20 protein-coding genes and 1 riboswitch are annotated in these 23,594 nt (G+C 46.6%); of the genes, 15 read left to right on the forward strand and 5 right to left on the reverse strand.

Features of this window, described 5'->3' with window-relative positions:
• The first annotated feature begins 44 nt into the window (after positions 1 to 44).
• The 4 genes from CEW91_RS05535 to CEW91_RS05550 are packed head-to-tail and all read left to right on the forward strand — an operon-like array spanning position 45 to position 5,420.
• Positions 45 to 1,982: a hybrid sensor histidine kinase/response regulator gene (locus CEW91_RS05535; RefSeq protein WP_088768039.1), complete on the forward strand. Its 1,938-nt coding sequence runs from the start codon at positions 45 to 47 to the stop codon at positions 1,980 to 1,982.
• Between the two features lie 44 nt (positions 1,983 to 2,026).
• Positions 2,027 to 2,860, forward strand: coding sequence for an AAA family ATPase (locus tag CEW91_RS05540; protein WP_088768040.1), 834 nt, complete (start codon positions 2,027 to 2,029; stop codon positions 2,858 to 2,860).
• 5 nt (positions 2,861 to 2,865) lie between these two features.
• A complete protein-coding gene (locus CEW91_RS05545) occupies positions 2,866 to 4,035 on the forward strand; it encodes a vWA domain-containing protein (RefSeq protein WP_088768041.1) in 1,170 nt (389 codons plus the stop codon).
• Positions 4,032 to 5,420 (forward strand): phospholipase D-like domain-containing protein, encoded by a 1,389-nt coding sequence (locus CEW91_RS05550; protein ID WP_088768042.1) that lies wholly within the window; start codon positions 4,032 to 4,034, stop codon positions 5,418 to 5,420. The genes CEW91_RS05545 and CEW91_RS05550 overlap by 4 nt, the downstream gene beginning before the upstream one ends.
• Here CEW91_RS05550 and CEW91_RS05555 read toward each other — a convergent pair.
• A complete protein-coding gene (locus CEW91_RS05555; RefSeq protein ID WP_088769363.1) occupies positions 5,417 to 7,225 on the reverse strand; it encodes a DUF885 domain-containing protein in 1,809 nt (602 codons plus the stop codon). The genes CEW91_RS05550 and CEW91_RS05555 overlap by 4 nt on opposite strands.
• 118 nt (positions 7,226 to 7,343) lie before the next feature.
• On the opposite strand from CEW91_RS05555, the gene CEW91_RS05560 reads away from it, so the two are divergent.
• The 5 genes from CEW91_RS05560 (at position 7,344) to CEW91_RS05580 (ending at position 12,383) form a co-directional block, all read left to right on the forward strand.
• Positions 7,344 to 8,393 carry an NAD(P)-dependent alcohol dehydrogenase gene (locus CEW91_RS05560; RefSeq protein ID WP_088768043.1) on the forward strand — a complete coding sequence of 350 codons (1,050 nt, stop codon included), beginning with the start codon at positions 7,344 to 7,346 and terminating at the stop codon, positions 8,391 to 8,393.
• Positions 8,394 to 8,425: 32 nt separating this feature from the next.
• A riboswitch (Lysine riboswitch) is annotated at positions 8,426 to 8,587 on the forward strand.
• 50 nt (positions 8,588 to 8,637) lie between these two features.
• Positions 8,638 to 9,990, forward strand: coding sequence for a lysine-sensitive aspartokinase 3 (gene lysC / locus CEW91_RS05565; RefSeq protein ID WP_088768044.1), 1,353 nt, complete (start codon positions 8,638 to 8,640; stop codon positions 9,988 to 9,990).
• 71 nt (positions 9,991 to 10,061) lie between these two features.
• Entirely contained in the window at positions 10,062 to 10,859 is a 798-nt protein-coding gene (locus tag CEW91_RS05570; protein ID WP_088768045.1) for an undecaprenyl-diphosphate phosphatase, read from the forward strand.
• A 3-nt stretch (positions 10,860 to 10,862) separates the two neighbouring features.
• On the forward strand, positions 10,863 to 11,687 hold the full coding sequence (locus CEW91_RS05575) for an ion transporter (RefSeq protein WP_088768046.1): 825 nt from the start codon (positions 10,863 to 10,865) through the stop codon (positions 11,685 to 11,687).
• A gap of 3 nt (positions 11,688 to 11,690) precedes the next feature.
• Positions 11,691 to 12,383 carry a M48 family metallopeptidase gene (locus CEW91_RS05580; protein ID WP_088768047.1) on the forward strand — a complete coding sequence of 231 codons (693 nt, stop codon included), beginning with the start codon at positions 11,691 to 11,693 and terminating at the stop codon, positions 12,381 to 12,383.
• On the opposite strand, the gene CEW91_RS05585 is transcribed toward CEW91_RS05580, so the two are convergent.
• Complete coding sequence (locus CEW91_RS05585; RefSeq protein ID WP_088768048.1) at positions 12,380 to 12,601, reverse strand: hypothetical protein; 222 nt, start codon at positions 12,599 to 12,601, stop codon at positions 12,380 to 12,382. The two genes, CEW91_RS05580 and CEW91_RS05585, sit on opposite strands and share 4 nt — an antisense overlap.
• An 85-nt stretch (positions 12,602 to 12,686) precedes the next feature.
• Between CEW91_RS05585 and gloA the strand changes: the two genes are divergently transcribed.
• From gloA to CEW91_RS05600, 3 genes are all read left to right on the forward strand, one after another.
• Complete coding sequence (gene gloA, locus CEW91_RS05590; RefSeq protein WP_088768049.1) at positions 12,687 to 13,127, forward strand: lactoylglutathione lyase; 441 nt, start codon at positions 12,687 to 12,689, stop codon at positions 13,125 to 13,127.
• Between the two features lie 75 nt (positions 13,128 to 13,202).
• The gene (locus tag CEW91_RS05595) at positions 13,203 to 15,428 is read left to right on the forward strand and encodes an NADP-dependent isocitrate dehydrogenase (protein WP_088768050.1); all 2,226 of its coding nucleotides are present in this window, start codon (positions 13,203 to 13,205) and stop codon (positions 15,426 to 15,428) included.
• A gap of 136 nt (positions 15,429 to 15,564) precedes the next feature.
• The gene (locus CEW91_RS05600) at positions 15,565 to 15,987 is read left to right on the forward strand and encodes a hotdog fold domain-containing protein (protein WP_198400901.1); all 423 of its coding nucleotides are present in this window, start codon (positions 15,565 to 15,567) and stop codon (positions 15,985 to 15,987) included.
• A gap of 64 nt (positions 15,988 to 16,051) precedes the next feature.
• Here the strand turns inward: CEW91_RS05600 and CEW91_RS05605 are convergent, their stop codons facing one another.
• The 3 genes from CEW91_RS05605 to CEW91_RS05615 all read right to left on the reverse strand — a co-directional run bounded on the left by CEW91_RS05605 (position 16,052) and on the right by CEW91_RS05615 (position 20,702).
• Positions 16,052 to 17,605, reverse strand: coding sequence for a peptide MFS transporter (locus CEW91_RS05605; protein ID WP_088768052.1), 1,554 nt, complete (start codon positions 17,603 to 17,605; stop codon positions 16,052 to 16,054).
• A 143-nt stretch (positions 17,606 to 17,748) separates the two neighbouring features.
• Positions 17,749 to 18,507: a TerC family protein gene (locus tag CEW91_RS05610; RefSeq protein WP_088768053.1), complete on the reverse strand. Its 759-nt coding sequence runs from the start codon at positions 18,505 to 18,507 to the stop codon at positions 17,749 to 17,751.
• A gap of 20 nt (positions 18,508 to 18,527) precedes the next feature.
• Entirely contained in the window at positions 18,528 to 20,702 is a 2,175-nt protein-coding gene (locus CEW91_RS05615) for a putative bifunctional diguanylate cyclase/phosphodiesterase (RefSeq protein ID WP_088768054.1), read from the reverse strand.
• Between the two features lie 170 nt (positions 20,703 to 20,872).
• Between CEW91_RS05615 and CEW91_RS05620 the strand changes: the two genes are divergently transcribed.
• Genes CEW91_RS05620 through prpC form a run of 3 tightly spaced genes read left to right on the forward strand, consistent with a single transcriptional unit; the run spans position 20,873 to position 23,594 of the window.
• A complete protein-coding gene (locus CEW91_RS05620; protein ID WP_088768055.1) occupies positions 20,873 to 21,571 on the forward strand; it encodes a GntR family transcriptional regulator in 699 nt (232 codons plus the stop codon).
• Complete coding sequence (gene prpB, locus CEW91_RS05625) at positions 21,568 to 22,446, forward strand: methylisocitrate lyase (RefSeq protein ID WP_088768056.1); 879 nt, start codon at positions 21,568 to 21,570, stop codon at positions 22,444 to 22,446. Before CEW91_RS05620 ends, prpB begins: the two co-directional genes overlap by 4 nt.
• A gap of 23 nt (positions 22,447 to 22,469) precedes the next feature.
• Complete coding sequence (gene prpC / locus CEW91_RS05630) at positions 22,470 to 23,594, forward strand: bifunctional 2-methylcitrate synthase/citrate synthase (protein ID WP_088768057.1); 1,125 nt, start codon at positions 22,470 to 22,472, stop codon at positions 23,592 to 23,594.

Here is a 23,594-nt window from a genome sequence, read left to right on the forward strand (position 1 = left end):
TCAGTGGGCAAACTGCCTGACTCATAAGGACTATTCTCGCTTTCATGAAAACGCCAATTTCAAACGACAACCTTGCTGCATTGTTGAATGCGGGGACGCGGCTGAGTCTTTTTATCTGGGAAGACGTGCCCGGCTGGCCCGTGTTATTTGTTTCTGACAACGTTGAATCTTTATTAGGCTACTCTAAAAGCCGGCTGGTAAACCGGGAAATTGAGTATAAGTCACTGGTGCACGAGGAGGATTTGCCGCGAGTTTTGAAAGAAGTTGAACGGCTTACCAGCCTTGAATCTGGTGAGTCTATTACGCATGAAGACTATCGTTTGAAGCATGCGCAGGGACACGACATTTGGGTGTCTGATACCACCGTTGTTATCACCGATGATAACGGGATTAATAATCTGTACGGTTACCTTATTGATATTACTGAGCGCAAACAATTAGAACTGGCGTTAGAAACTGAGCGCAACCGCTTAAAGCTGCTATTGGATGCAACCCGCTTAGGTACTTGGGAGTGGAATCCGCAAACAGGTGTAACTCTGTATAACGAGCGCTGGGCGCAGATGTTCGGGTGGGAGTTACACGAGCTGGAAGCGCACGTAGCCAACTGGTCCAGCATTTTACACCCGGACGACTACGAGCAAGTGTGGAAGTCAATTAAAAATCATCTTGATGGGGTAACGCCTTATTACGAGAGCGAGCATCGTATTCGCCATAGGAACGGCAGCTGGGTGTATGTATTAGACCGGGGGAAGGTCATAGAGCACGACGAAAATGGCAGAGCAATCCGTTTTACCGGAACCGTGACTGACTTGACCGAGCAAAAGCGGTCTGAGCTTGATGCGAAACGCGCGGCGCACGCGAAAAATGTCTTTTTGGCGAATATGTCTCATGAAATACGAACACCGCTGCACGGTATTTTGGGTGTGACCTCGGTTCTGGAAGCGTCCGGGCTTGATAGTAAGCAAAGCGAGCTGATCGAAACGATAAAAGATAGCGGTGATTACCTGTTGACCACCCTAAACGATATTCTGGACTTGACTAAAGCAGAAGAAGGACAGTTAAAGCTGGCGCTGGGCTCTCACTCGCCGAAAAAGGTGCTTGAACACATTGCGCACTTATTCGAAAAGCCAATAACCGATAAGGGCGTCAAGTTTACTTTGAATATAGCCGATGACATTCCGGTAGTGACACAGATGGATCAGTCGCGCACAGCTCAGGTTGTCAGTAACTTGGTTAATAATGCGATGAAGTTTACTGAAACCGGTGAAATTAGTCTCTCGGCTCGCTGGAACGAAGAGTCGAATTATGCGGGCGAACTCATTATAGAAGTTAAAGATACCGGCTTGGGTATAGAAGATACACAGCGTATTTGGCAATTGTTCGAACAGGAACAGTACGGGTTGAATAGGCCAAAAGGTGGTAGTGGCTTGGGTCTGGCTATTGTTCGTAGTCTTGTGCAATTGCTCGATGGCACCATCAGAGTGGATAGCGCGCCGGGTGAGGGGTCTTGCTTTACGGTTGAACTGCCTATGAGAACACAAAGCGGCGCTAGTGCGTATACGCTTAAAAGAGAGTTACCGAATTTATCCACGCACCGAGTGTTGGTTGTTGATGACAATAGAGTTAATCAATTAATTATTAAAGAAATGCTGACATCGCTAGGGCAAAAAGTGGAAATTGTTAGTGATGCGAAGAAAGCGTTTAAATTGTTTGCGACACATTCGTACGATGCACTCTTTATGGATGTACACATGCCGGGTATTGATGGGATGCAGGCGACACAGAAGTTGCGGGGAATGACTATTAAGCAACCCTATATCGTGGCGCTAACCGCGGATGCCTTCCCGGAAACACGCAAGCAAGCGATGAACGCTGGTATGGATGATTATGTCACTAAACCCTTTGTAAAAATGGATATTGCGGAGGCGCTTAAGCGTTACGAAGCTCGTCAGAACTCGCACTTGCACAAACGTTTGCGATAGTATGTGCATCACTTTTAAGTCAGAACAGATAATAGGATCGCCGAATGGAGTTTAACAGTCGTTCTTACGTCGTATCTAAAGAGCTGGCGACAGCCGTCAATGCAGCAGTAACACTGGAGAAACCTTTACTATTAAAAGGCGAGCCAGGTACCGGAAAAACACGTTTGGCTGAAGAGTTAGCCGATGCTTTAAATACCGAATTATTAACCTGGTCTATCAAATCAACGACCAAAGCTCAGCAAGGGCTGTATGAATACGATGCGGTATCACGCCTGCGCGACAGCCAGTTAGGCAGCGACAAGGTGCACGATATTAGCAACTATATTCGCCCGGGTAAGTTGTGGCAGGCATTTACCGCGGACAGACGTCCTGTGCTTTTAATTGATGAAATTGATAAAGCCGACGTGGAGTTTCCTAACGATTTACTGCATGAGTTGGACCAAATGGCCTTCCATGTTTATGAAACCGGCGAGCAGGTTAAGGCCAGGGTGCGGCCGATTGTACTCATCACCTCTAACAACGAAAAAGCGTTGCCGGATGCGTTTCTGAGACGCTGTTTCTTCCATTATATTCAATTCCCTGATGAGACAACGCTAAAACAAATTGTCGATGTGCATTATCCGGACATTCAAAAAGAGCTGATAGATACGGCATTGTCCCTATTTTTTGATTTGCGTGAAGTGCCGGGGCTTAAGAAAAAACCGTCAACGTCTGAGTTGCTTGACTGGCTGCGCCTGTTGCTGACAGAAGATATCAATGCTGAACAATTACAGCAAAGTCAGCAAACTGGGGACCTGTTGCCGTTGTCGGGGGCGTTATTGAAGCACGAGCAGGACATTGAACGAGTCACTGAAATTGCCAGCATGAAACGCCGGTAGTTGCCATGTTTGTTGAGTTTTTTCAAACTTTACGGCGGCATGGTTTAAAAACCAGCATTACCGAATGGCTGGATTTGCTGGCGGCCATGAAAGCTAATTTGGCGTTTGCTGATGTTGATCAGTTTTACCATTTGTCTCGGTTAATACTGGTGAAAGACGAGTCTTACTACGACAAGTTTGACCGGGCGTTCAGCGAGTACGTTGAAAAGGTATCAAAAACCGATGTTGCTGAAAAAATCCCGAACGACTGGCTTGAAAACGCGTTAAAGCGAGAGCTTAGTGAAGAAGAAAAACAGAAAGTTCAGCAGCTGGGCAGTTTGGATGAGTTGATCAAGACCTTCCATGAACGCTTAAAAGAGCAGCAAAAGCGGCATCAAGGGGGCTCAAAATGGATAGGTACCGGGGGGACGTCTCCATTTGGCGCATACGGATATCACCCCGGCGGTATTCGCATTGGTCAGGAAGGGAATCGTAATCGCAGTGCCTCCAAAGTCTGGGATAAGCGTGAGTTTAAAGACCTGGACCGGAATGCCAGATTAGAACAACGAGGGTTCCAGGTCGCGTTGCGTAAACTCAGGCAGTTTGCTCGAACCGGTGCCGCATCAGAGCTTGATTTGGATGAAACCATTGCTGCAACGTCAAGAAAAGGCGGTTTACTTGATTTAAAATGGCGGGCAGAGCGTCACAATGCCGTTAAAATCATATTGCTGTTGGATGTTGGTGGCTCAATGGATGACTACATTTATCAATGTGAACAGCTGTTTACCGCATTGAAAAATGAGTTTAAGCATTTAGAGCTGTTTTATTTCCATAACTGCGTGTACGAAGGGGTATGGCGTGCGAACAGTCGCCGCCGGGAAGAGCAAATACCGACCCAACAGCTGATACAAACGTACGGTGAGGACTATAAGCTGTTGTTTGTGGGAGATGCCACCATGGGCCCTTACGAAATAGCTTACCCGGGCGGAAGTGTTGAACACTGGAATGAAGAGCCGGGTCAGGCATGGCTGGAGCGCTTAACTCGACATTTCGATAAAGTGGCCTGGCTGAATCCCCAACCTAAGCAATACTGGCAGTACTACATGTCGGTTCGAATGATAAACGACTTAATGGCTGGTCGCATGTACCCGCTGACTATTGAAGGGCTTGAAGAGGCGATGGAAAAGCTACGATGACACCTAAGGTTAACGTTGCACAGGTAAGTCAGTTTCAGCTGCTGTCAGATGCGCATCAGGCGTTGATAGAGCGGGTGAAACTGCTGCGCTCCGCAAAGCAACATATTGCGATGCAATACTACCTGTGGCGGCCGGACACCAGTGGGTTAACACTCTTAAAGGAGCTGTTGAATGCGGTAGAACGGGGGGTGACTGTGGACTTGCTGCTGGATGATCATCACAGCAGGCCCATAGAGCCATTGTTGCGTGACTTATCCCGCCGTAGCAACTTTAACGTGAAGTTTTTCAATCCGTTTCGACATCGTCGCTGGCGCTGGGTGAATTGGTTGACTGATTTCAAGCGCATGAACCGACGTATGCATAACAAAGCGTTGGTAATTGACCAGCAAATAGCGATAGTGGGCGGGCGTAATGTTGGTGATGAGTACTTCGGGACACATGCCGGTCAGCTTTTTTCTGACTTGGATGTTATTGTTCGAGGCCCGGTGGTTACGAAAGTGCTGGAAGATTGGCGTCATTACTGGCAATGCGCGTTGTCTAAATCGGTTGGTTTAATAAAGCGAAGCCATCGTAGTCGACTGTTTGAAGAAATATGGAAAGTGTTTGAGTCCAAGCCGGAAACGCAAGATTTAAACAAGTATGTGTTGTCGGATGAACAGTTAAATGATGAAACCAAAGCATTGCCTGAATTTTCAGCATCAGCGCAGGTGGTCAGTGATGACCCTTTAAAAGCGGACCTGGCCTCAAAGCCTAAACGATCGTTAACGCAGCAAATAGCCAAAACCATTGGCTCGGCGACTCAGTCTATCTTGTTGGTGTCTCCATACTTTGTCCCTACGGCAACCGGTGTAAAAGAATTAGAAAGCTTAGCTGAACAAGGCGTTGAAGTCCGCGTTTTGACAAACTCATTAGCCGTTACCGATGTGCCGGCCGTGCATGCAGGGTATCAGCGACGTCGTCGTCGTTTGTTGTTGGCAGGCATCAAGTTGTTTGAATTGCGTCTAACGGAAGAGAAAAAGCTGCGAAAAGACATGAAGCCTTACTTTCGTCGCTCTGCCTCCAGTCTGCATGCCAAAACCGTTACTGTAGACGGCAGCAAAGTCTTCGTTGGTTCGTTTAACTTCGACCCTCGCTCAGCACAGATCAATACAGAATCGGGAATTATCATTGAATCGGTCGCTATGGCACAGCGCATTAATTCAATGTTTGATCATGAGCTTCCTATGCGTGCTTATGAAGCAAGATTGAATCGTTTTTATAAACTGTATTGGTTGGACAAAAGTCAAATTCCGGCGCAAAAGCTCTATAAAGAGCCCGGCGCTGGTATTGGCAGACGCTTAACGGTTTGGTTGACCGCGCGTCTGCCGGTGGACCATTTACTCTAAAGTCGTTCGGCTATCCAGCGTCTGACTTTTTGTTCCAGAATGACAAGTGGCACAGCGCCGTCTTCTAAGATCACCCGGTGAAACGCCTTAATATCAAATTTGTCGCCGAGTTTGTTTTCGGCGCGGCGACGTAACTCGCTGATTTTTAACTCGCCAATTTTGTAGGCAAGAGCTTGCCCTGGCAATGCCATAAAACGTTCTGCTTCCGAAACGGCACGTGATTCAGCAACTGGTGCGTTTTCGTACATGTAGTCGAGCACTTCTTGTCGCGTCCAGCCTTTCGAATGGATACCAGTATCCACGACTAATCGAATAGAGCGCCAAAGTTCGGCAGCGAGTTGACCAAATCGTTGATACGGGTCCTCATATAAGCCTAAATCGTAACCGAGTGCTTCGGAATACAGTCCCCAGCCTTCAGTGTAAGCGGTTTCACGACCATATTTGCGGAACTCGGGCAAATCTTCAAGTTCTTGCTGAATGGAAATTTGGAAGTGGTGTCCCGGCGCTGCTTCGTGTAAAAACAGGGCGGTTTTTGCCCAGTTAGGGCGTGAGCCTAAGTCGTACGTATTGAGGTAGAATATCGCCGGGCGTGAACCGTCTACGGGTGCTGATTGGTAGGAGCCTGAACTTGCCGACTGTTCACGAAACTCTTCTACTTTTCTGACTTCGTAGTCCGCTTCCGGGAAAATATTGAAAAGCTTACTAACACGTTCATCAACTGTACTGCGTAATGCTCGGTAGTCCTCGATCATTGCTTCACGACTTTCGTAAATAAACTGAGGATCGTTGGTCATAAAGTCAAAGAATTCTGCCAGGTCACCGTCGAATTCAATTTCCTCCATAATGTCGCGCATTTGTGAATGAATGCGCGCCACTTCGCTTTTGCCTATTTTATGAATACGGTCGGCGCTAAGTTGCGTTGACGTGTTGGCTTCTATCTTATGTTGATACCAAGCATCGCCGCCGGGTAATTGGCCAAGACCAAAACTGTCGGTGCGAGTATGGGGTAAATAATCTTCTTTCAAATAAGTGGCCAACATTCTGTAGGCCGGTATAACGGTATCGTTTAACACCTGTTTATAGCGCTGCTTTAATGTATCTGCCTCTGCCCCTGAAATAGTCTCAGGCATATTGGTTATGGGCGTCCAAAAGAGGGTGTTCTCCACTTTATTATCAATATGTGCAGTAATTTGCGGTATGGCCTTTTCAATCAATATGCGCGGTTGAACAATGTCTTTCTCCACGCCTTTTTTCATGTTGGTAATGGCTTGCTCGAATAGGCGCGGAATTTGTTCCATTCGCGATGCCCAATTTTCATAGTCCTGAACCGTCTTAAACGGTTGCGCCGACTCACCAGAGCCCAACATAGCTAAACGACCCGCTAGGTTATAAAACTGATTAATTGGAATAAGGTGCTCCGGGTACTGCAGCCCTTCAAGCTCTAACGCCATTTTACGTTTGAAAATGTCGTAACTGATGCGTTGGCTGCGTGAGAGTTGCTCGGGATTAATGCCGGATATTTTATCCAGAAAGCGTTGGTTTAACTGACGTTGCTTTGCAATGTGTTGTTCGGACAAGTAATTGGGCAGCTGGTCGTTATAGTGACTGTCGCCAATGTAAGTCGCTAATAGCGGGTTAAGCTTCAGGTTCTGTTCAAAGTAGTCGTTGTAAATGGCATCGAGCTGTTCAGAGACAGACGATTGTTTAATAACTGAATTGGTTTTTTCAGAGCCTGAATTGTTCGTCGCTTCGCCACAGCCACCAAGAAGTAAAGAGATAGAAACCGCAATCAGTGCCTTTTTCATCGTTGAACCTTTCATTGTCATTATTGTTGCTAAAATACTAGGTGTTTGGCTGTTAAGGTGCAATCCAAAAGGCAAAACGAACAGTAGAAGTATTACACCGTTTTAAGAAGGAGTTTTTATGACTAAGGCATACGCAGCGGAATCTGAACAGTCAGGTTTAGCCCCTTATGGTATTGAGCGTCGTGAATTGAGAAGTGACGACGTTGCTATTGATATTCTTTATTGTGGTGTGTGTCACACCGACATTCACTATGCTGAAAATGACTGGGGCGGCACTATTTACCCAGTGGTTCCGGGTCATGAAATTATTGGCCGTGTGACCTCTGTTGGTAAAGATGTCAACAACTATAAAGAAGGCGACTTGGTTGGTGTTGGTTGTATGGTCGACTCATGCCGAGAGTGCAGTTCGTGCGACCAGGGCTTAGAGCAATACTGCTTAAACGGTATGGTGCCAACCTATAACGGAGAAGACCTGCACGATAAAAGCATTACCTACGGCGGCTATTCCGAAAAAATCGTTGTCAGTGACCGTTTCGTGGTGCGCGTGCCTGAGAAACTGGATGCGGCAAAAGCGGCTCCCCTGTTATGTGCGGGCATTACTACCTATTCACCGCTGCGTCATTTTGGCGTGAAAGAAGGCCATAAAGTTGGTGTTATTGGTATGGGTGGCTTAGGTCACATGGGTGTAAAATTTGCCAAAGCCATGGGGGCTGAAGTCACTATTTTTACTCGCTCGGAGAGCAAGGTCAGCGAAGCAAAAAAGCAAGGCGCCGACCATGTCATTATATCGACCGATGAAAAGCAAATGGAAGCGGCGGCGGAAACGTTCGATTTCTTGTTAGATACGGTGCCCGTTCAGCATGACTTAAATCCGTACATTAACTGCCTGAAAGTCGACGGCACGCATATTTTAGTGGGGCTGTTGGAACCGGTTGATCCAGCGTTGCAGGCCGGACAGTTGGTGATGAAGCGTCGTGTACTGGCAGGATCGCTCATTGGCGGTATTCCTGAAACGCAGGAAATGCTCGACTTTTGTGCCGAGCATGACATTCATTGCGACGTTGAAATGCTGGATATCAAGAACATCAATGACGCGTTCAAACGCATGAAAAAAGGCGATGTGAAGTACCGCTTCGTCATTGATATGGACACATTAAAGCAGTCGTAGATTGAATATAAACCGCATTTTGTGGTTTACTAATGTCTGGAAGAGGTGCGGAACTCAGGCAGCTTAGCAAGCATCTACCAAAGAGCTAAGCGAGGGGAGTAACCGCCGAGACGCAAGTGCATGGAATGGCTTGCGTCGGCCGTCGAGTTTGAACACTTGCGGCTGTCACCGATAGGTGGAGAGCTTCTGGAGACCCTCCTTTTTAAGCTCTCTGAACGTTGTTGTATTCAGTTCAGGGGAAACTATGTTACCCATTCATGTTGCAAAGTTCGGCGGCACCAGTATGGCTGATGCCGAATCGATACAAGCTTGTGTCGAGGTTGTCGAACGCCAGAACAACCCAAGTCTGGTTGTGGTCAGTGCCTGTGCCGGTGTCACCAACCGTTTAGTGGCAATAAGCTATTCTCATACGCAAACAGAACGGCAACGCTTGTTCGATGAGATTGTCGATATTCATTGCCAGGCGGCGTCCGCATTACCTAAAGAAAATGCGGTGCATCATCATCTCGCGCAGTTGCATCAGCTGTTACACATGTTGGTTCAACAAGCGCCTGATACACTGGAGAGTCATCAACGACAAAAGCGGGATGAGTTGTTAAGTTTTGGTGAGCGTTGTTCGTCGCGATTGTTTGCGACGTACTGGTCACAAACGGCGGCAGACGTTGAAGTTGCTGATGCGCGCTCTTTGTTAGTCACTAATAGTCATTTTGGTAATGCGTCCCCCGATATAGGAAAGACCCGAGAGCACTGTGCAGATTTACGGGAACAGTTAAGTCAAGGCGCCAGAGTGGTGACTCAGGGCTTTATTGGTTCCAGCGAGGAAGGCAATACTACTACCTTAGGACGCGGTGGCAGTGACTACAGTGCAGCAATACTGGCGTCCGCGCTGGACGCGGAGCAGTTGAATATCTGGACGGATGTGGCTGGCATTTACACAACTGATCCGCGTATTTGCTCAGAGGCGAGACCTTTAGAGCAAATTAGCTTTGCCGAGGCGGCAGAATTGGCGACCTTTGGTGCAAAAGTGCTGCATCCGAAGAGTCTAAAACCGGCTATTGAAAGCGGCATTAAGGTCTTTGTGGGTCATAGTCGTTACCCGGAAAAAGGCGGCACGCTTATTTTGCCTGAGCCCGATGAACGACCCTCTATTCGTGCACTGGCGCGACGTAAAAATCAGACACTGTTGACGGTGAATAGTGTCGATATGTTGCATGCAACTGGCTTTTTAGCACGTCTATTTGACATTCTGGCACGCTATGACATTAGTGTCGATTTGGTGACAACCTCTGAGGTCAGCATTGCATTAACTCTTGACGAAGAAGGGTCTCAGGCAAATGGATTGTCAATGTTACCGGAGGCTATGCTGGATGAGTTGCGGGAATTTGCGACCGTAACGATTGAACAGGGATTGAGTCTAATTGCGGTCATTGGCAACGATATTGGTCACTTTGGCGATATTTCTCCCTGGGTGTTAGAGGCTGCATCGCCGGTGCCTATACGCTTAATTTGTCAGGGAGCCAGTCGGCATAACCTGTGCTTTTTGGTTGCTGACGAAAAGGCGGAAAACATCATTAAAAAACTTCATGCAAAACTATGACGGTAGTGCCTACTTCGGTTTATAATGCTCGCCAATTTTTGGGCAATTAAAGACAAAGAGCGAGTCGTTCAATGGAGCTGTGGCAAGCCATCATACTAGGGATAGTGCAGGGCATTACCGAGTTTTTACCCATTTCCAGTTCAGCGCACTTAATTCTCATGCCAGTGCTGACCGGCTGGGATGATCAGGGTGTAGGCTTTGATTTATCAGTGCATGTGGGTACCTTGCTGGCGGTGATTCTCTATTTCCGTAAAGACGTTGCCGCATTGTTTACGGACGGGCTTCGTTCAATTCCTGCTCGCCAAAATGTCGGACAAAGCAAATTGGGTTGGATGGTCGTTATTGCCACCATCCCTGCCTGCGTTTTCGGCGTGCTGCTGCTTGACTATATTGACACGGTATTACGAGCGGTGTGGGTGATTATCACCACCACGGTGGTGTTTGCAGTGCTACTTGCCGTTGCTGACCGCTGGGGACGCGGCAGTCGCCAGCTTGATGCTATTGGCCTTAAAGACGCCATTATTGTCGGTCTGGCTCAGGCCGTTGCGCTTATTCCCGGCACGTCGCGCTCCGGGGCGACCATTACTGCCGGATTATTCATGGGGCTTGATCGCGAAACGGCTTCAAAGTTTTCCTTTTTTATGGCCATCCCCATTACCACAGCGGCCGCTTTAATTAAGCTGCTTAGCATCTACAGCGAAGGGATAGCTGTTGACTGGCATGGCTTTATTGTGGGTGGCGTGGCTTCGTTTGTAACGGCAATTACAGCCATTCACTTCTTTTTGAAGTGGCTTAATGATTTTGGCATGTGGCCATATGTTATTTACCGCCTGGTGCTTGCGGCTGTCCTATTTTGGGTGTTTGTGTAAACCATGTACGAGAACCTAAAAAAACAATTATTTGAGCTTAAAAGCAATCGTATTTTTGAGTTTGCAGTTATTGCTGTCATTATCATTTCTGCACTGGAAATTGGTGCGAAAACTTATGAACTTCCGGGCATCGCTAATAACCTATTGTTGGGCTTGGACTGGTTTATTACTGTCTTTTTTGTGGTGGAAATTAGCATTCGCTTTATTGCTGACCATGACAAAAAGAACTTTTTTAAAAATGGCTGGAATGTTTTCGATACCTTAGTTGTTGTGGTCAGCCTGATACCAATAAATGATTCAGAACTGGCGCTTTTAGCCCGCTTAGTGCGAATATTCCGAGTGCTTCGGATGATTTCTATTATCCCTGAGCTTCGCACCCTTATTACCTCTCTTTTGAAAGCTTTACCGCAAATGGGTTATGTGGTTTTGCTGATGTTTATCATCTTCTATATTTACGCCGCAGTTGGAAGTTACCTGTTTGCAGATATTAACCCGTTTTTATGGGATAACATTGCGACGTCTATGTTAACGCTTTTTAGGGTCATGACGTTTGAAGACTGGACAGATATTCAATACGAAACCATGGAAGTGTATCCATGGAGCTGGCTGTTTTATATGACGTTTATATTCCTGACCGCTTTTGCTTTTCTGAATATGGTTATTGGTATTGTTGTTAATGTCATGGACAAAGAGAGTCAGGCTGAAGCAGAAGAACTGCGCCAGCAGCTTGAGGAAGAGCAGGGGCCTGAGCCGACCATGCGTGAACTGCAGGATGAGATTCGTGAGCTTAAATTGCTATTGCAGGCTCAACGGCAGAACACCGAGTAAGTTATGCAAATCGGCGGCTGCAAAATTGAAATTACCCGCAAGCGCATAAAACATCTTTATTTAAGGATGAAAGAACCCGGCTGTGTTCAGGTCTCGGCGCCAAAGCATTGGCCGGGAGGTTATATTCAGTCAATTTTAGAAGCGAGAAGTGATTGGATAAAAGAGCAGCAACAAAAGCTATTGCAGCGGCAATTAGCAACCCCTCGGTTTCAGTCCTATGAAGATCATGCAGAAGTATTTTTTGAAGGGCAAAGCTATCGCTTGAATGCGGTACTTAAAAGTGCTTTTCCTCACCTTGGCGTAGTGACGCTTTGCCATAAAAAAAAGACATTAACCTTAAGCTTGTCTGATCCGTCCAACTTAGATGCCCGTAAAAAACAGTTAGATAAATGGCTTCGCGCGCAGTTAAAAGAGCGTATCGCGCAGTTACTGGAACATTGGCAACCCATTATGGAGGTTGTCGCCAGTGACTTTGGTGTGAGAAAAATGAAGACTCGTTGGGGCAGTTGCAACATCCGTACTCATAAAATTTGGTTAAACTTTGACTTAATTTCGAAAGCGCCGGAAAGCTTGGAGTACGTGGTCGTGCACGAACTCACACACCTATATGAGCGTTACCATAACAAGCGGTTTTACAGCCTTATGGATCATTATTTACCCGACTGGCGAAAACGAAAACATCGGCTCAATAGTTAGCGAAGGTCTTGTCCTAGCTGATTTTGCGCAATAAGTCTGAAAACATAAGCAACTTTAAATAAGCCCGCTAAAATAACTTGTGATAAGTGCAAAAATACCAGCAGCATAAGTGGCAGGTTTTCTTCCTGAAACCAGGCCAAATAAAACACAACAATTGAAAGCAATAAAAACACTACCATAGAGGTGTTAGAGGTTTTTAACAGTGTTAGAGGTTTCATAATAAACATTCCTAATGCATGTTTAATAAGTGCGTTTTATATGTGTCTTTAATATAGATCAAGAAAAGTGTTCAAGGAGCAGGTAATGCGGTATTTACATACCATGGTTAGAGTGCACGATTTGGAGCGTTCATTGCACTTCTATTGCAATTTACTCGGAATGAAAGAAGTGTCGCGCAAGGAAGTTGAGAAGGGGCGGTTTACCCTCGTTTATCTTGCCGCAGAAGATGATTATGAGCGCGCTGAAAGCGAACGTTCTCCTGAACTGGAGCTGACCTATAACTGGGATCCTGAAACCTATAGCGGTGGTCGTAATTTCGGACACTTAGCGTTCGAGGTAGATAATATTTATGATCTTTGCCAGAAGTTGAAAGATAACGGGGTTATTATTAATCGTCCGCCGCGCGACGGTCACATGGCGTTTGTCCGTTCACCCGATAATATTTCTATCGAACTACTCCAAAAAGGCGAAAGCCTTCCGGAACAAGAACCCTGGGCGTCAATGGAGAATATCGGTACATGGTAATTGAGGGCTAAATCGCCTATAATCTTGCCACCTTTTTTTGCATATTTACTTTAGGTCCAACGAATAGGAATGACTATGTCGACTGATAAAGCAAAGATTATTTACACTGAAACGGACGAGGCGCCACGCTTGGCGACATACTCGTTATTACCGATTATTGAAGCTTTCACAAAAGCGGCCGGTGTTTCAGTGGAGACCCGCGATATTTCTTTGGCTGGTCGTATTATTTCGCAGTTTCCGGAGTACCTGACCGAAGAACAACGTCAGTCAGACGCTTTAGCTGAGCTGGGCGAAATGGCGAAAACTGCAGAAGCAAACATTATTAAGCTGCCAAACATTAGTGCGTCTATTCCACAAATGACAGCGTGTATTAAAGAGCTACAGGAACAAGGTTACAAACTGCCGGACTTTCCGTTTGACCCGCAAACAGACGAAGAAAAAGACGTTCGTGCACGTTACGACAAAGTAAAAGGCAGTGCAGTAAACCCAGTGTTGCGTGAAGGTAACTCTGATCGCCGTGCACCAAGTGCAGTAAAAAATTATGCGAAAAAGAACCCACATCGCATGGGGGAGTGGTCAAAAGACTCGAAGTCTCACGTTGCGCACATGAGCGATGGCGACTTTTACAGCAGTGAAAAATCAATGACATCGGCTACCGATGACAGCTTCAAAATTGTTTTAGAAGCGAATGGTGAGCAAAAAGTACTGAAAGAGTCTGTGCCTGTGTTAGCAGGTGAAGTGGTTGATGCAGCCACTATGAGCAAAAAGCAATTGCAGGCGTTCTTTGAAAAGGAAACCGCTGCGGCAAAAGAAGAAGGCGTTTTACTGTCTCTGCACTTAAAAGCGACCATGATGAAAGTGTCTGACCCAATCATGTTTGGTCATGCGGTACGTGTTTTCTTTAAAGACGTTCTTGAAAAGCATGCCGACGTGATGAAAGACATTGAGTTTGACGCCAGCAACGGTATTGGCGATTTGTATAACAAGCTTGAGAAATTGGATGCAGATAAGCGCGCTGAGATTGAGGCTGACCTAGAAGCGGTTTACTCAAGCCAGCCTGAGTTAGCCATGGTTAACTCGCACAAAGGTATTACGAACCTGCACGTTCCAAGTGACGTCATTATTGATGCGTCTATGCCTGCGATGATCCGTGATTCGGGCAAAATGTGGGACAAAAACGATAGCCGTCAAGATGCTAAAGCAATGATTCCTGATCGCTGCTATGCCGGTCTTTATCAAGAAACCATTAACTTCTGCAAAGAAAATGGCGCTTTTGATCCATCGACTATGGGTACCGTACCTAATGTTGGTCTAATGGCACAAAAAGCGGAAGAGTATGGTTCGCATGACAAGACGTTTGAAATTCCAGCTGACGGCGTTGTAAAAGTGCTGAATAAGGCCGGTGATGTTGTGTTCGAACATAACGTTGAGGAAGGTGATATCTGGCGTATGTGTCAGGTAAAAGACGCTCCTATTCGCGACTGGGTGAAACTGGCAGTGACCCGTTCACGCTTAAGCGGCATGCCTGCGGTATTCTGGTTGGACAGCAACCGTGCGCACGACGCTCAGTTAATTAAGAAAGTCGAAGAGTACTTAAAAGAGCACGACACCGACGGTCTTGATATCCAAATTATGGCGCCGGTAGAAGCCACTCGCCACACACTACAACGTGTGAAAGAAGGCAAAGATACCATTTCTGTAACCGGTAACGTTCTGCGTGACTACCTGACCGACTTATTCCCAATTCTGGAACTGGGTACATCAGCGAAAATGTTGTCAATTGTGCCTCTGATGAATGGTGGTGGTCTATTTGAAACAGGCGCTGGCGGTTCTGCACCGAAGCACGTTCAGCAGTTTGTGGAAGAAAACCACTTACGTTGGGACTCTTTAGGTGAGTTCCTGGCGTTAGCGGCCTCTCTTGAACACTTAAGCCGTACGTTTGATAACAAGCGTGCACAAGTTCTGGCTGACAGTCTTGACGTTGCAACGGCTAAGTTCTTAGACGAGAACAAGTCACCGTCGCGTAAAGCTGGTGAAATTGATAACCGCGGTTCTCATTTCTATCTGGCAATGTACTGGGCAGAAGCGTTGGCGAATCAAAACGACGACGCTGAGCTTAACGAACGCTTCAGTAAGTTGTCTGAAAAGCTGTCTGGCAATGAGCAAGCGATTATTGACGAGCTGAATGGCGTTCAGGGTAAGAAAGTGGACATTGGCGGTTACTACCAGCCAAACCCAGAGAAAGTGTCTGCAGCAATGCGTCCTTGCTCTGTATTGAATGAAACCTTAGCTAGCTTATAATTGAGTCAACTAAGCGAATAAGAAGCAGGCTTCGGCCTGCTTTTTTAATGCCCATACTTTGTCAATTCGACTTCCGGGAGAAAGAATAGTGGCCAATGGCAACTACTTAATAAACTTATACGAACGCTGTTTAAAAATGCCGTTTGGGCGCAAGGTTTTCTCAACCATGTTTGCTCGAAAAGCGCCTTATTTTGCAACCATAAAGCCGCTTATTACTGAATTAGAGCCTAATTTTTGTCAGCTTACGTTCAAAAAGCGCAAAGCCGTTCAGAACCACATTGGTACGGTGCATGCTATTGCGGTGTGTAACGGCATGGAAATGGCCATGGGTGCGCTTGCTGAGGCTTCTATTCCAAAGCATCTGCGTTGGATACCTAAGGGGATGAATGTTCAGTATTTGGCAAAAACAAACAGTGACGTGACTATTGAGGCGAAGGCATCAGAGCAGACCTGGCAAGTGGGTGAACAACCGATAACCGTGGAAGCGAAACGGGATGATGGTACTGTGGTTGCTGCTGGTGAGATTTTTATCTACGTGTCGGAAAAGCCTAAGAAATAAATCGGGCATAATAAAAAGGGACCCGAAGGTCCCTCTTTTTTACATGCTAATTTCTTAACCTTTATTAAGGCTTGCTAACCGGTTCGTTAGCATCAATAACTGCACCAGGGTGCTCGTCTTCGCCATCGTCCGGCGCCAGTTTTTCCCATTTACGAGTAAACAGAGCCAATACGAAGACCGCCGCACCAACGCTCACACCGAACAGGAAGATAGTCCAGTATAGCTCAGGCATGGCCTGTGGATTCTCTGGGTCGAGACCACCAGCCAATAAGCCGGCAACAACGTTACCGATAGAGTAGGTGAGTACGAAGATACCCATCATTTGGCCTGCCATACGCTTCGGTGACAACTTACTCACCGCACTCAGGGCGACTGGGCTTAAGCATAGCTCACCAACGGTATGAATAAAGTACACCGCAACCAACCAATATGGCGCCACTTTAAGTCCGCTGGCAGCGGCTTGTGAGGCGAAGAACATGACAATGAAGCCTGTCGCCATAATGATAAGGCCAATAGCACTCTTAAAGCCGTAGGATGGGTTGATCATACGCTTGCTCAGGTTGATCCAAAGCGCAGCGAAGAACGGTGACATAATGACCAGGAATATTGAGTTCAGCGACTGGAACCAAGTGGTTGGTATTTCAAAGTCACCGACCATGCGGTCGGTTAAGTCGCGGGCAAACAGGTTGAATGAAGAGCCTGCTTGTTCAAAGCCTGCCCAGAACATCGTTGAAGCAATACACACCAGGAATAGTGCACCGAGTCGCTTCATTTCGTCTCGAGTCAGCTTTCCGAAGATAAAAACGGACAGGTAGTACAGGAAAAATATCACCGTGAAAATAATGGCAACGTTTCCGGCAACGACGGTTGGATCAATTGTGACGTAGTCATTCAAGGCTAAAAAGGTATAAACCGCTAAACCCGCTAGTAATAGCCAAATGATGCTCCAGCTACGCTTAGTCGCTTTTGGGCTCATTGGTTTAGGCGGTTTCTCACCAACGCCTTTCAACTTAGGTTGAGTCAGTTTGTACTGAATAAGACCGAATGCCATACCAACAGCTGCTGCACCAAAGCCCCAATGGTAACCTGCATTCTCCATGAGGTAACCGGTGACGAAGTAACCGATGATTGAACCAATATTGATACCCATGTAATACAGGGTATAGCCGCCATCTCGACGGTCATCATCGGAGCTGTACAGTTGCCCGACCATAGCGGTAATGTTTGGTTTCAATAAGCCTGTACCCAGTACCACTAAAATCATGCCAACGAAGAAGCCGGCTTCACTAGGAATGGCCAAAACAATGTGGCCAAGCATAATGATGATACCGCCGTACCAAGTTGCGCGTTGACCACCTAACAAGCGGTCAGCGATCCAGCCACCCGGCAAGCCCATGAAATAGACAGCGCCGGTGTATAGACCGTAAATAGCCGTTGCAGAGGCAACGGTTATTGCAAGGCCACCTTCTTGCAAACTGGCGGTCATGAATAAAACGAGCAGCGCGCGCATGCCGTAGTAACTCATGCGCTCCCACATTTCGGTAAAGAACAGGGTTTGTAATCCCCCTGGCTGTCCGAAAAAGCTTGAGTCTTTATCGACTATATTCTTAGGATCCATTCTTGTTATCCATTTTGTTATTTAACATCAAATAGTTATGTCTATTTTTAGCTTATTCGACTAAAGTCGGAGTCGAAAAAGGTGGCAATACTTTACTAGTGGTCGCCATATAATGGAACCGAAAACGACGAATTCGTTAGTTTTCACGATGCGTCGCCCGGTATTCCTTTGCGTAATTTGACGGGTTCTCGTTTAGAGCGGCGTTTTCTAACTTTTATATTTAGCATTTCTACCGTAAGCGAGAACGCCATAGCGAAGTAAACGTAGCCTTTTGGTACGTGGAAACCAAAACCTTCACCTACCAGTGTCATACCAATAAGAATCAAAAAGCTCAGCGCAAGCATTTTAATCGTTGGGTGTTGGTCGACAAATTCACTCACCGATTTGGCGGCGAGCAGCATAACGCCGACGGAAATAACAACAGCGATAACCATGACGGATAAATGTTCAGCTAAACCAACTGCTGTAATGACAGAGTCAAGGGAAAAAACAATATCCAGAATGGATATTTGAACGATGATGGATACAAAAGACGCTGAAACGATGGCTGTCTTTGTCTCGTCAGGCCCCTCAAGCGAGTGGTGAATTTCTAACGTCGACTTTCCTAAGAGAAAAAGCCCCCCGAGTAAGAGAATCAAGTCTCTTCCGGATATTTCTTCTGAAAACACAGTGAAGAGCGGTTCGGTTAGAGTCATCACCCAAGTAAGAGAAAAGAGCAGTAACAAGCGCGAGACCATTGCTAATACGAGACCAAGGGTTCTTGCTTTATCTCTTTGAGATTCCGGTAAGCGACCAACCAGTATTGAAATAAAGATGATATTATCAATACCCAGCACTATTTCCAGGGCAGTTAAAGTAGCAAGAGCTATCCAAGCCTCTGGCATTGTTACCCATTCAAACATAAAAGCACCCGAGAGAGTTGTTATTTGAAGTGCTTACTATGCTTACGAAAGTCGGGTTCTGCAACTGGCTTACTGAATAAATAGCCCTGAAAGTAATCACAGCCAAGTGAAGAGAGGTAGTCAAAATGCTTCTCTGTTTCAACGCCCTCAGCCACTACTTTAAGACCCAGGTTATGTGCCAACTGAACAATCGTTTGAACAATGGCTTCTTTCTGTACGGACTGAAACATATCACGTACGAAAGACACATCGATTTTTAGCACATCGAACGGCAGTTTCATTAAGTAGGATAGTGATGAATAGCCTGTTCCAAAATCGTCTAGCGCAAATTGGATACCCAGCTGCTTCAACTCCTTAATTTTATGAATAACGTCATCCAGGTTTTGCATTAGTACGCTTTCTGTCAATTCAAGCTTAAGTTGACCAGCAGGCACTTCATACTGTTTTAGCAGAGAGTTTAATTTGTCGACAAAATCCATTTGCTGGAATTGTGGGGCACTGACATTAATTGAAAGTACCAAGTCGGTCAGCCCTAACTGTTGCCACTGACGTATAATCTGGCAGGCCTGTTCATTAATTAAGTCACCCAAGCCGATGATAAGTCCAGTTTCCTCCGCCAGTGGAATAAATTCTGCTGGCGACACCATGCCTCGTTCACTATGGTGCCAGCGAATCAGTGCTTCTGCGCCAATGACTTGACGGTTTATATCAAGTTGGGGTTGTAAATACAGTTCCAGCCCATCGCGTGTTTCTATAGCCTGGCGCAATTCTGCTTCAAGTTTCACGCGCTTTTCTATCGCGTCGGCCATTTCAGGATGATACAAGCGAATTTCACCCATACCATTACGTTTTGCCTCTGCTAAGGCCAGCGCAGCCTGAACAAGAATGTCCTCAGACGACTTTTTAAAACTATCAACAACAGTGACACCAAAACTCATTGAGCACTGGTGACGGTAGTCTTTGAGCGAGTAGGGGGCTTGCAATTCTTGTTGCAACGTTTTGGCCATACTGAGCGCGTGAGACTGCGCTTGTACCGGATTGTTACTTTTCTGTACCCGGGCGACCACGGCAAATTCGTTGGAGCTGGGGCGAGCCACCATGTGTACGTTTAATGCAACACGCTCTAGTCGGTGAGTAACGGACTGCAATAATAAATCACCTAACGTCGGTCCAAGCGTGTTATTCAGCACTTTAAACTTATCGATATCGAGTAAGAACAGGACTAAGTGTTCGTTTTCTGGCGTTTCCTGCTGTTGTTGCGATAAGTAATCAAGCAATGAGCGGCGGTTTGGAAGGCCGGTTAATGCATCATTAAAGGCTAACTCCCGAATACGCTTATCTGACTGCTTGATAGCCCGGTAGTTGTGCTGGAAACGTTTATCAATAACGGATGATACCCAGGAAATCAGTGCGATCAGAGTGACAGCAACGACGATGGCGTAGATCAGCCATAAGTGTTGGTGTTGAGAACCTATTGGTAGAATTTCCGTAGAGGCTGTCGGGTAAAAGCGAGCGGCCAGCATAGCCGCGTAATGCATGCCACTAATTGCTGCAGCGATAATCAACGCGGTAACAAACTGGATTTTACGGAGTTCGTTTTTTGCACCTCGAATTGCGCTCGAGCGGCTGTAGGTGCTCATGGCGAATATGCCAAGAACGACTGCTATGAGAATTGAGGCGGCGAACCATACCGGCGAATAGAGCAGCTTGGGAGTCAGCTGCATGGCTTCCATCCCCATGTAGTGCATTAGGCCAATGCCTGCGCCTAAAATTGTGCCGGAGAGAATGTTTGTTTTTAAAGAGACCCGAGCACGCGTTTTTTTGAAGTTTGCCAACCTGTCTTCTGACAGGTGGAGTGAATACGCGTAATAATTGCCGATAACAGCAGGAACAATAGACGCCAGGGTTAGTCCCACGCTGTGAGAAACCATGACAGGTAACTGAAAAGCAATCATGCCTATAAAATGCATGCTCCATACGCCAATACCGGCGACTATTGCCGTAATCAGAGTCCAGGTTTTTTGTTGACTGACAGAGCGGTGCCGGTGCGCACGTTCAAAAATCTTTAATGCAGTAAATGACGCGATAAAGGCAACGAGGTAAGACAAAACAACCAGCCAGTGATTGTAATTGCCGGGGAGTGGGGCCTGTGCGTATTGCCCCAAATCAAAAAAGTTCATTAAAACGTCATTCATAAAAGCATCTTATCAGATCATTGGAAGGCTTAGACACGCTTAATTTACGAAAAGTTAAGCCATTTAAATTGTCGACAATATCAATCAAACCGAATTGAAAAATGCAGTTATTTCGACTACCCTAGTTGCATTGTCGACAACCAAGACGTTTTTATTAATTGAAATAACCTATGCAGACCTTTTACGATCAGCCGTACTCATTCAGATCACCCGTCACGTCAGCCGATCGTGTTTTAGTTGCGGTGCAAAAAGCCATTGTTGAAGGCGATATTGCTGCGGGAAGCAAAATCAGCGAAGCGGGCCTTGCTAAACAGTTTAATGTGAGTAGGGCGCCGTTGCGTGAAGCACTGGCGCGGTTAGAACGCTGTCATTTGGTGGAACGTACTCCAAACGCCGGCGCTCGCGTTGTCACGCTGACCTACGAAGGCCTAATTGCCTTGTATCAAATACGGGAGGAGCTGGAAGGTTTAGCCTGTCGGCTTGCGGCAGAGCAAATGGCTAATGATGAAATTGAGGCGCTGTCTAAGTTGTTAGAGCAGCACTTGGAAAGCCAGCGAGTGCGCGAGGGCGAAAGCTATTATCAAGAAGCGGGCGACGTCGACTTTCATTACCGCATTATTCTTGCCAGTAAAAACCAATACTTAATTAACATGTTGTGTGACGAGCTGTATTTTTTGGTTCGCATGTATCGTGTGCAGTTGGGAATGAATGGGCCGCGGGTGTCGCGTGCCTTTGACGAGCATAAAGCCATTATTACGGCCATTGCTAACCGCGATGGTGAACTTGCCGATTTGTTGATGCGCCGGCATATCAGTGCATCACGCAAAAACATTGAAACAAAACTACAAGCACATAAGGAAGTATCATGAGTCATTTACAAAGCCCAGGCGCTAAATTGCGCCAAGCCGTAGCCGATGAGAGTCCACTACAAATTGTCGGTACCATTAATGCTTACACCGCCATGATGGCAGAAAAGGTGGGTCATAAAGCGCTTTATCTGTCCGGTGCAGGTGTTGCTAACGCTTCGTTTGGCTTACCTGACTTGGGTATGACTTCATTGAACGACGTGTGTGAAGACATCCGTCGTATTACCGGTGCCAGCGACTTGCCACTTTTAGTTGATGCTGATACCGGTTGGGGCGGCGCATTCAACATTGCCCGTACGGTTAAAGAAATGAGCCGCGCTGGTGCTGCTGGCTTCCATATTGAAGATCAGGTCGCGCAAAAGCGTTGTGGTCACCGTCCTAATAAAGAAATTGTCAGCCAGCAGGAAATGGTTGACCGCGTTAAAGCGGCTGTTGACGCGCGTATCGATGATCAGTTCTACATCATGGCGCGTACGGACGCGTTCCAACAGGAAGGTATCGATGCGGCAATTGAGCGCGCACAAGCTTGTGTTGATGTTGGTGCGGATGCCATTTTTGCTGAAGCGGTGCACACGCTGGAGCACTATAAAGCCTTTACAGACGCATTAGACGTGCCGGTACTGGCTAACATTACTGAGTTTGGTGCTACGCCGTTGTTTAATAAACAAGAGTTGGCCGATGTCGGCGTTGAGATTGTGCTTTATCCATTAAGTGCCTTCCGAGCTATGAACAAAGCGGCACTGAACGTCTACAATAGTATTTTAGAAAACGGCGACCAAAAAGCCGTTGTTGATGACATGCAAACCCGAGCGGAATTGTATGACTTTTTGAACTATCACGATTTTGAAGAAAAACTCGATCAATTATTTAAAAAATAAACAAAATTAAGAAGGGAAAAATCATGGCAGAGAAGAAACTAAGTGGCGCAGGCTTGCGCGGACAATCAGCCGGCGAAACGGCATTATGTACTGTTGGCAAAAGTGGCTCAGGCTTAACCTACCGAGGTTATGACATCAAAGAACTGGCTGAAAAAGTCAGCTTTGAGGAAGTGGCCTACCTTCTGGCAAAAGGTGAATTGCCCACTCAGTCGCAACTTGACGATTACCGCAAACGCTTAAAATCACTGCGCGTATTACCACAAGAAGTAAAAGACGTGCTGGAGCGCATTCCTAAATCAGCACACCCTATGGACGTTATGCGTACCGGTTGCTCAATGCTGGGTAACTTGGAAACGGAAGAAAGCTTTGATGAAGCCGACGACCACATTGAGCGCTTTCTAGCGACCTTCCCGGGTATCGTGCTTTATTGGTATCGTTTCACTCACGACGGCGTGCGTATCGATACGGACTCAGAAGAAGAATCTATCGGCGCGCACTTCTTACGTTTATTGCACGACAAAAAGCCGTCGCAATTGCATGCCGATGTCATGAACACGTCATTAATTCTGTATGCAGAGCACGAATTTAATGCATCAACCTTTACGGCGCGTGTTTGTGCTTCAACACTATCTGACATTCATTCGTGTGTTACCGGTGCAATTGGCTCATTACGTGGCCCACTGCACGGCGGTGCGAACGAAGCAGCAATGGAATTAATCGAAGACATGAAAGACGCGGAAGATGCTGAGAAAACGCTGATGGGCATGCTGGAGCGCAAAGAGAAAATCATGGGCTTTGGTCACGCCATTTACAAAGAGTTTGACCCCCGTAACGACATCATCAAAGCATGGTCTAAGAAACTGTCTGAAGAAGTCGGTGACAGCCGTTTATATGACGTGTCTGTGCGTTGTGAAGAAGTCATGTGGCGCGAGAAGAAACTGTTCCCGAATGCGGACTTCTTCCATGCGTCGGCTTATAACTACATGGGCATTCCAACCAAACTGTTTACCCCAATCTTTGTTATGTCGCGGGTAACCGGCTGGACAGCACACGTTAAAGAACAACGTGCGAACAACCGTATTATTCGTCCGTCGGCGGATTACACCGGTCCAGAGGCACGTCCAGTACCTGCAATTGGTGACCGTTAA

Source organism: Idiomarina piscisalsi, from assembly GCF_002211765.1.
GTDB classification, from domain to species: domain Bacteria; phylum Pseudomonadota; class Gammaproteobacteria; order Enterobacterales; family Alteromonadaceae; genus Idiomarina; species Idiomarina piscisalsi_A.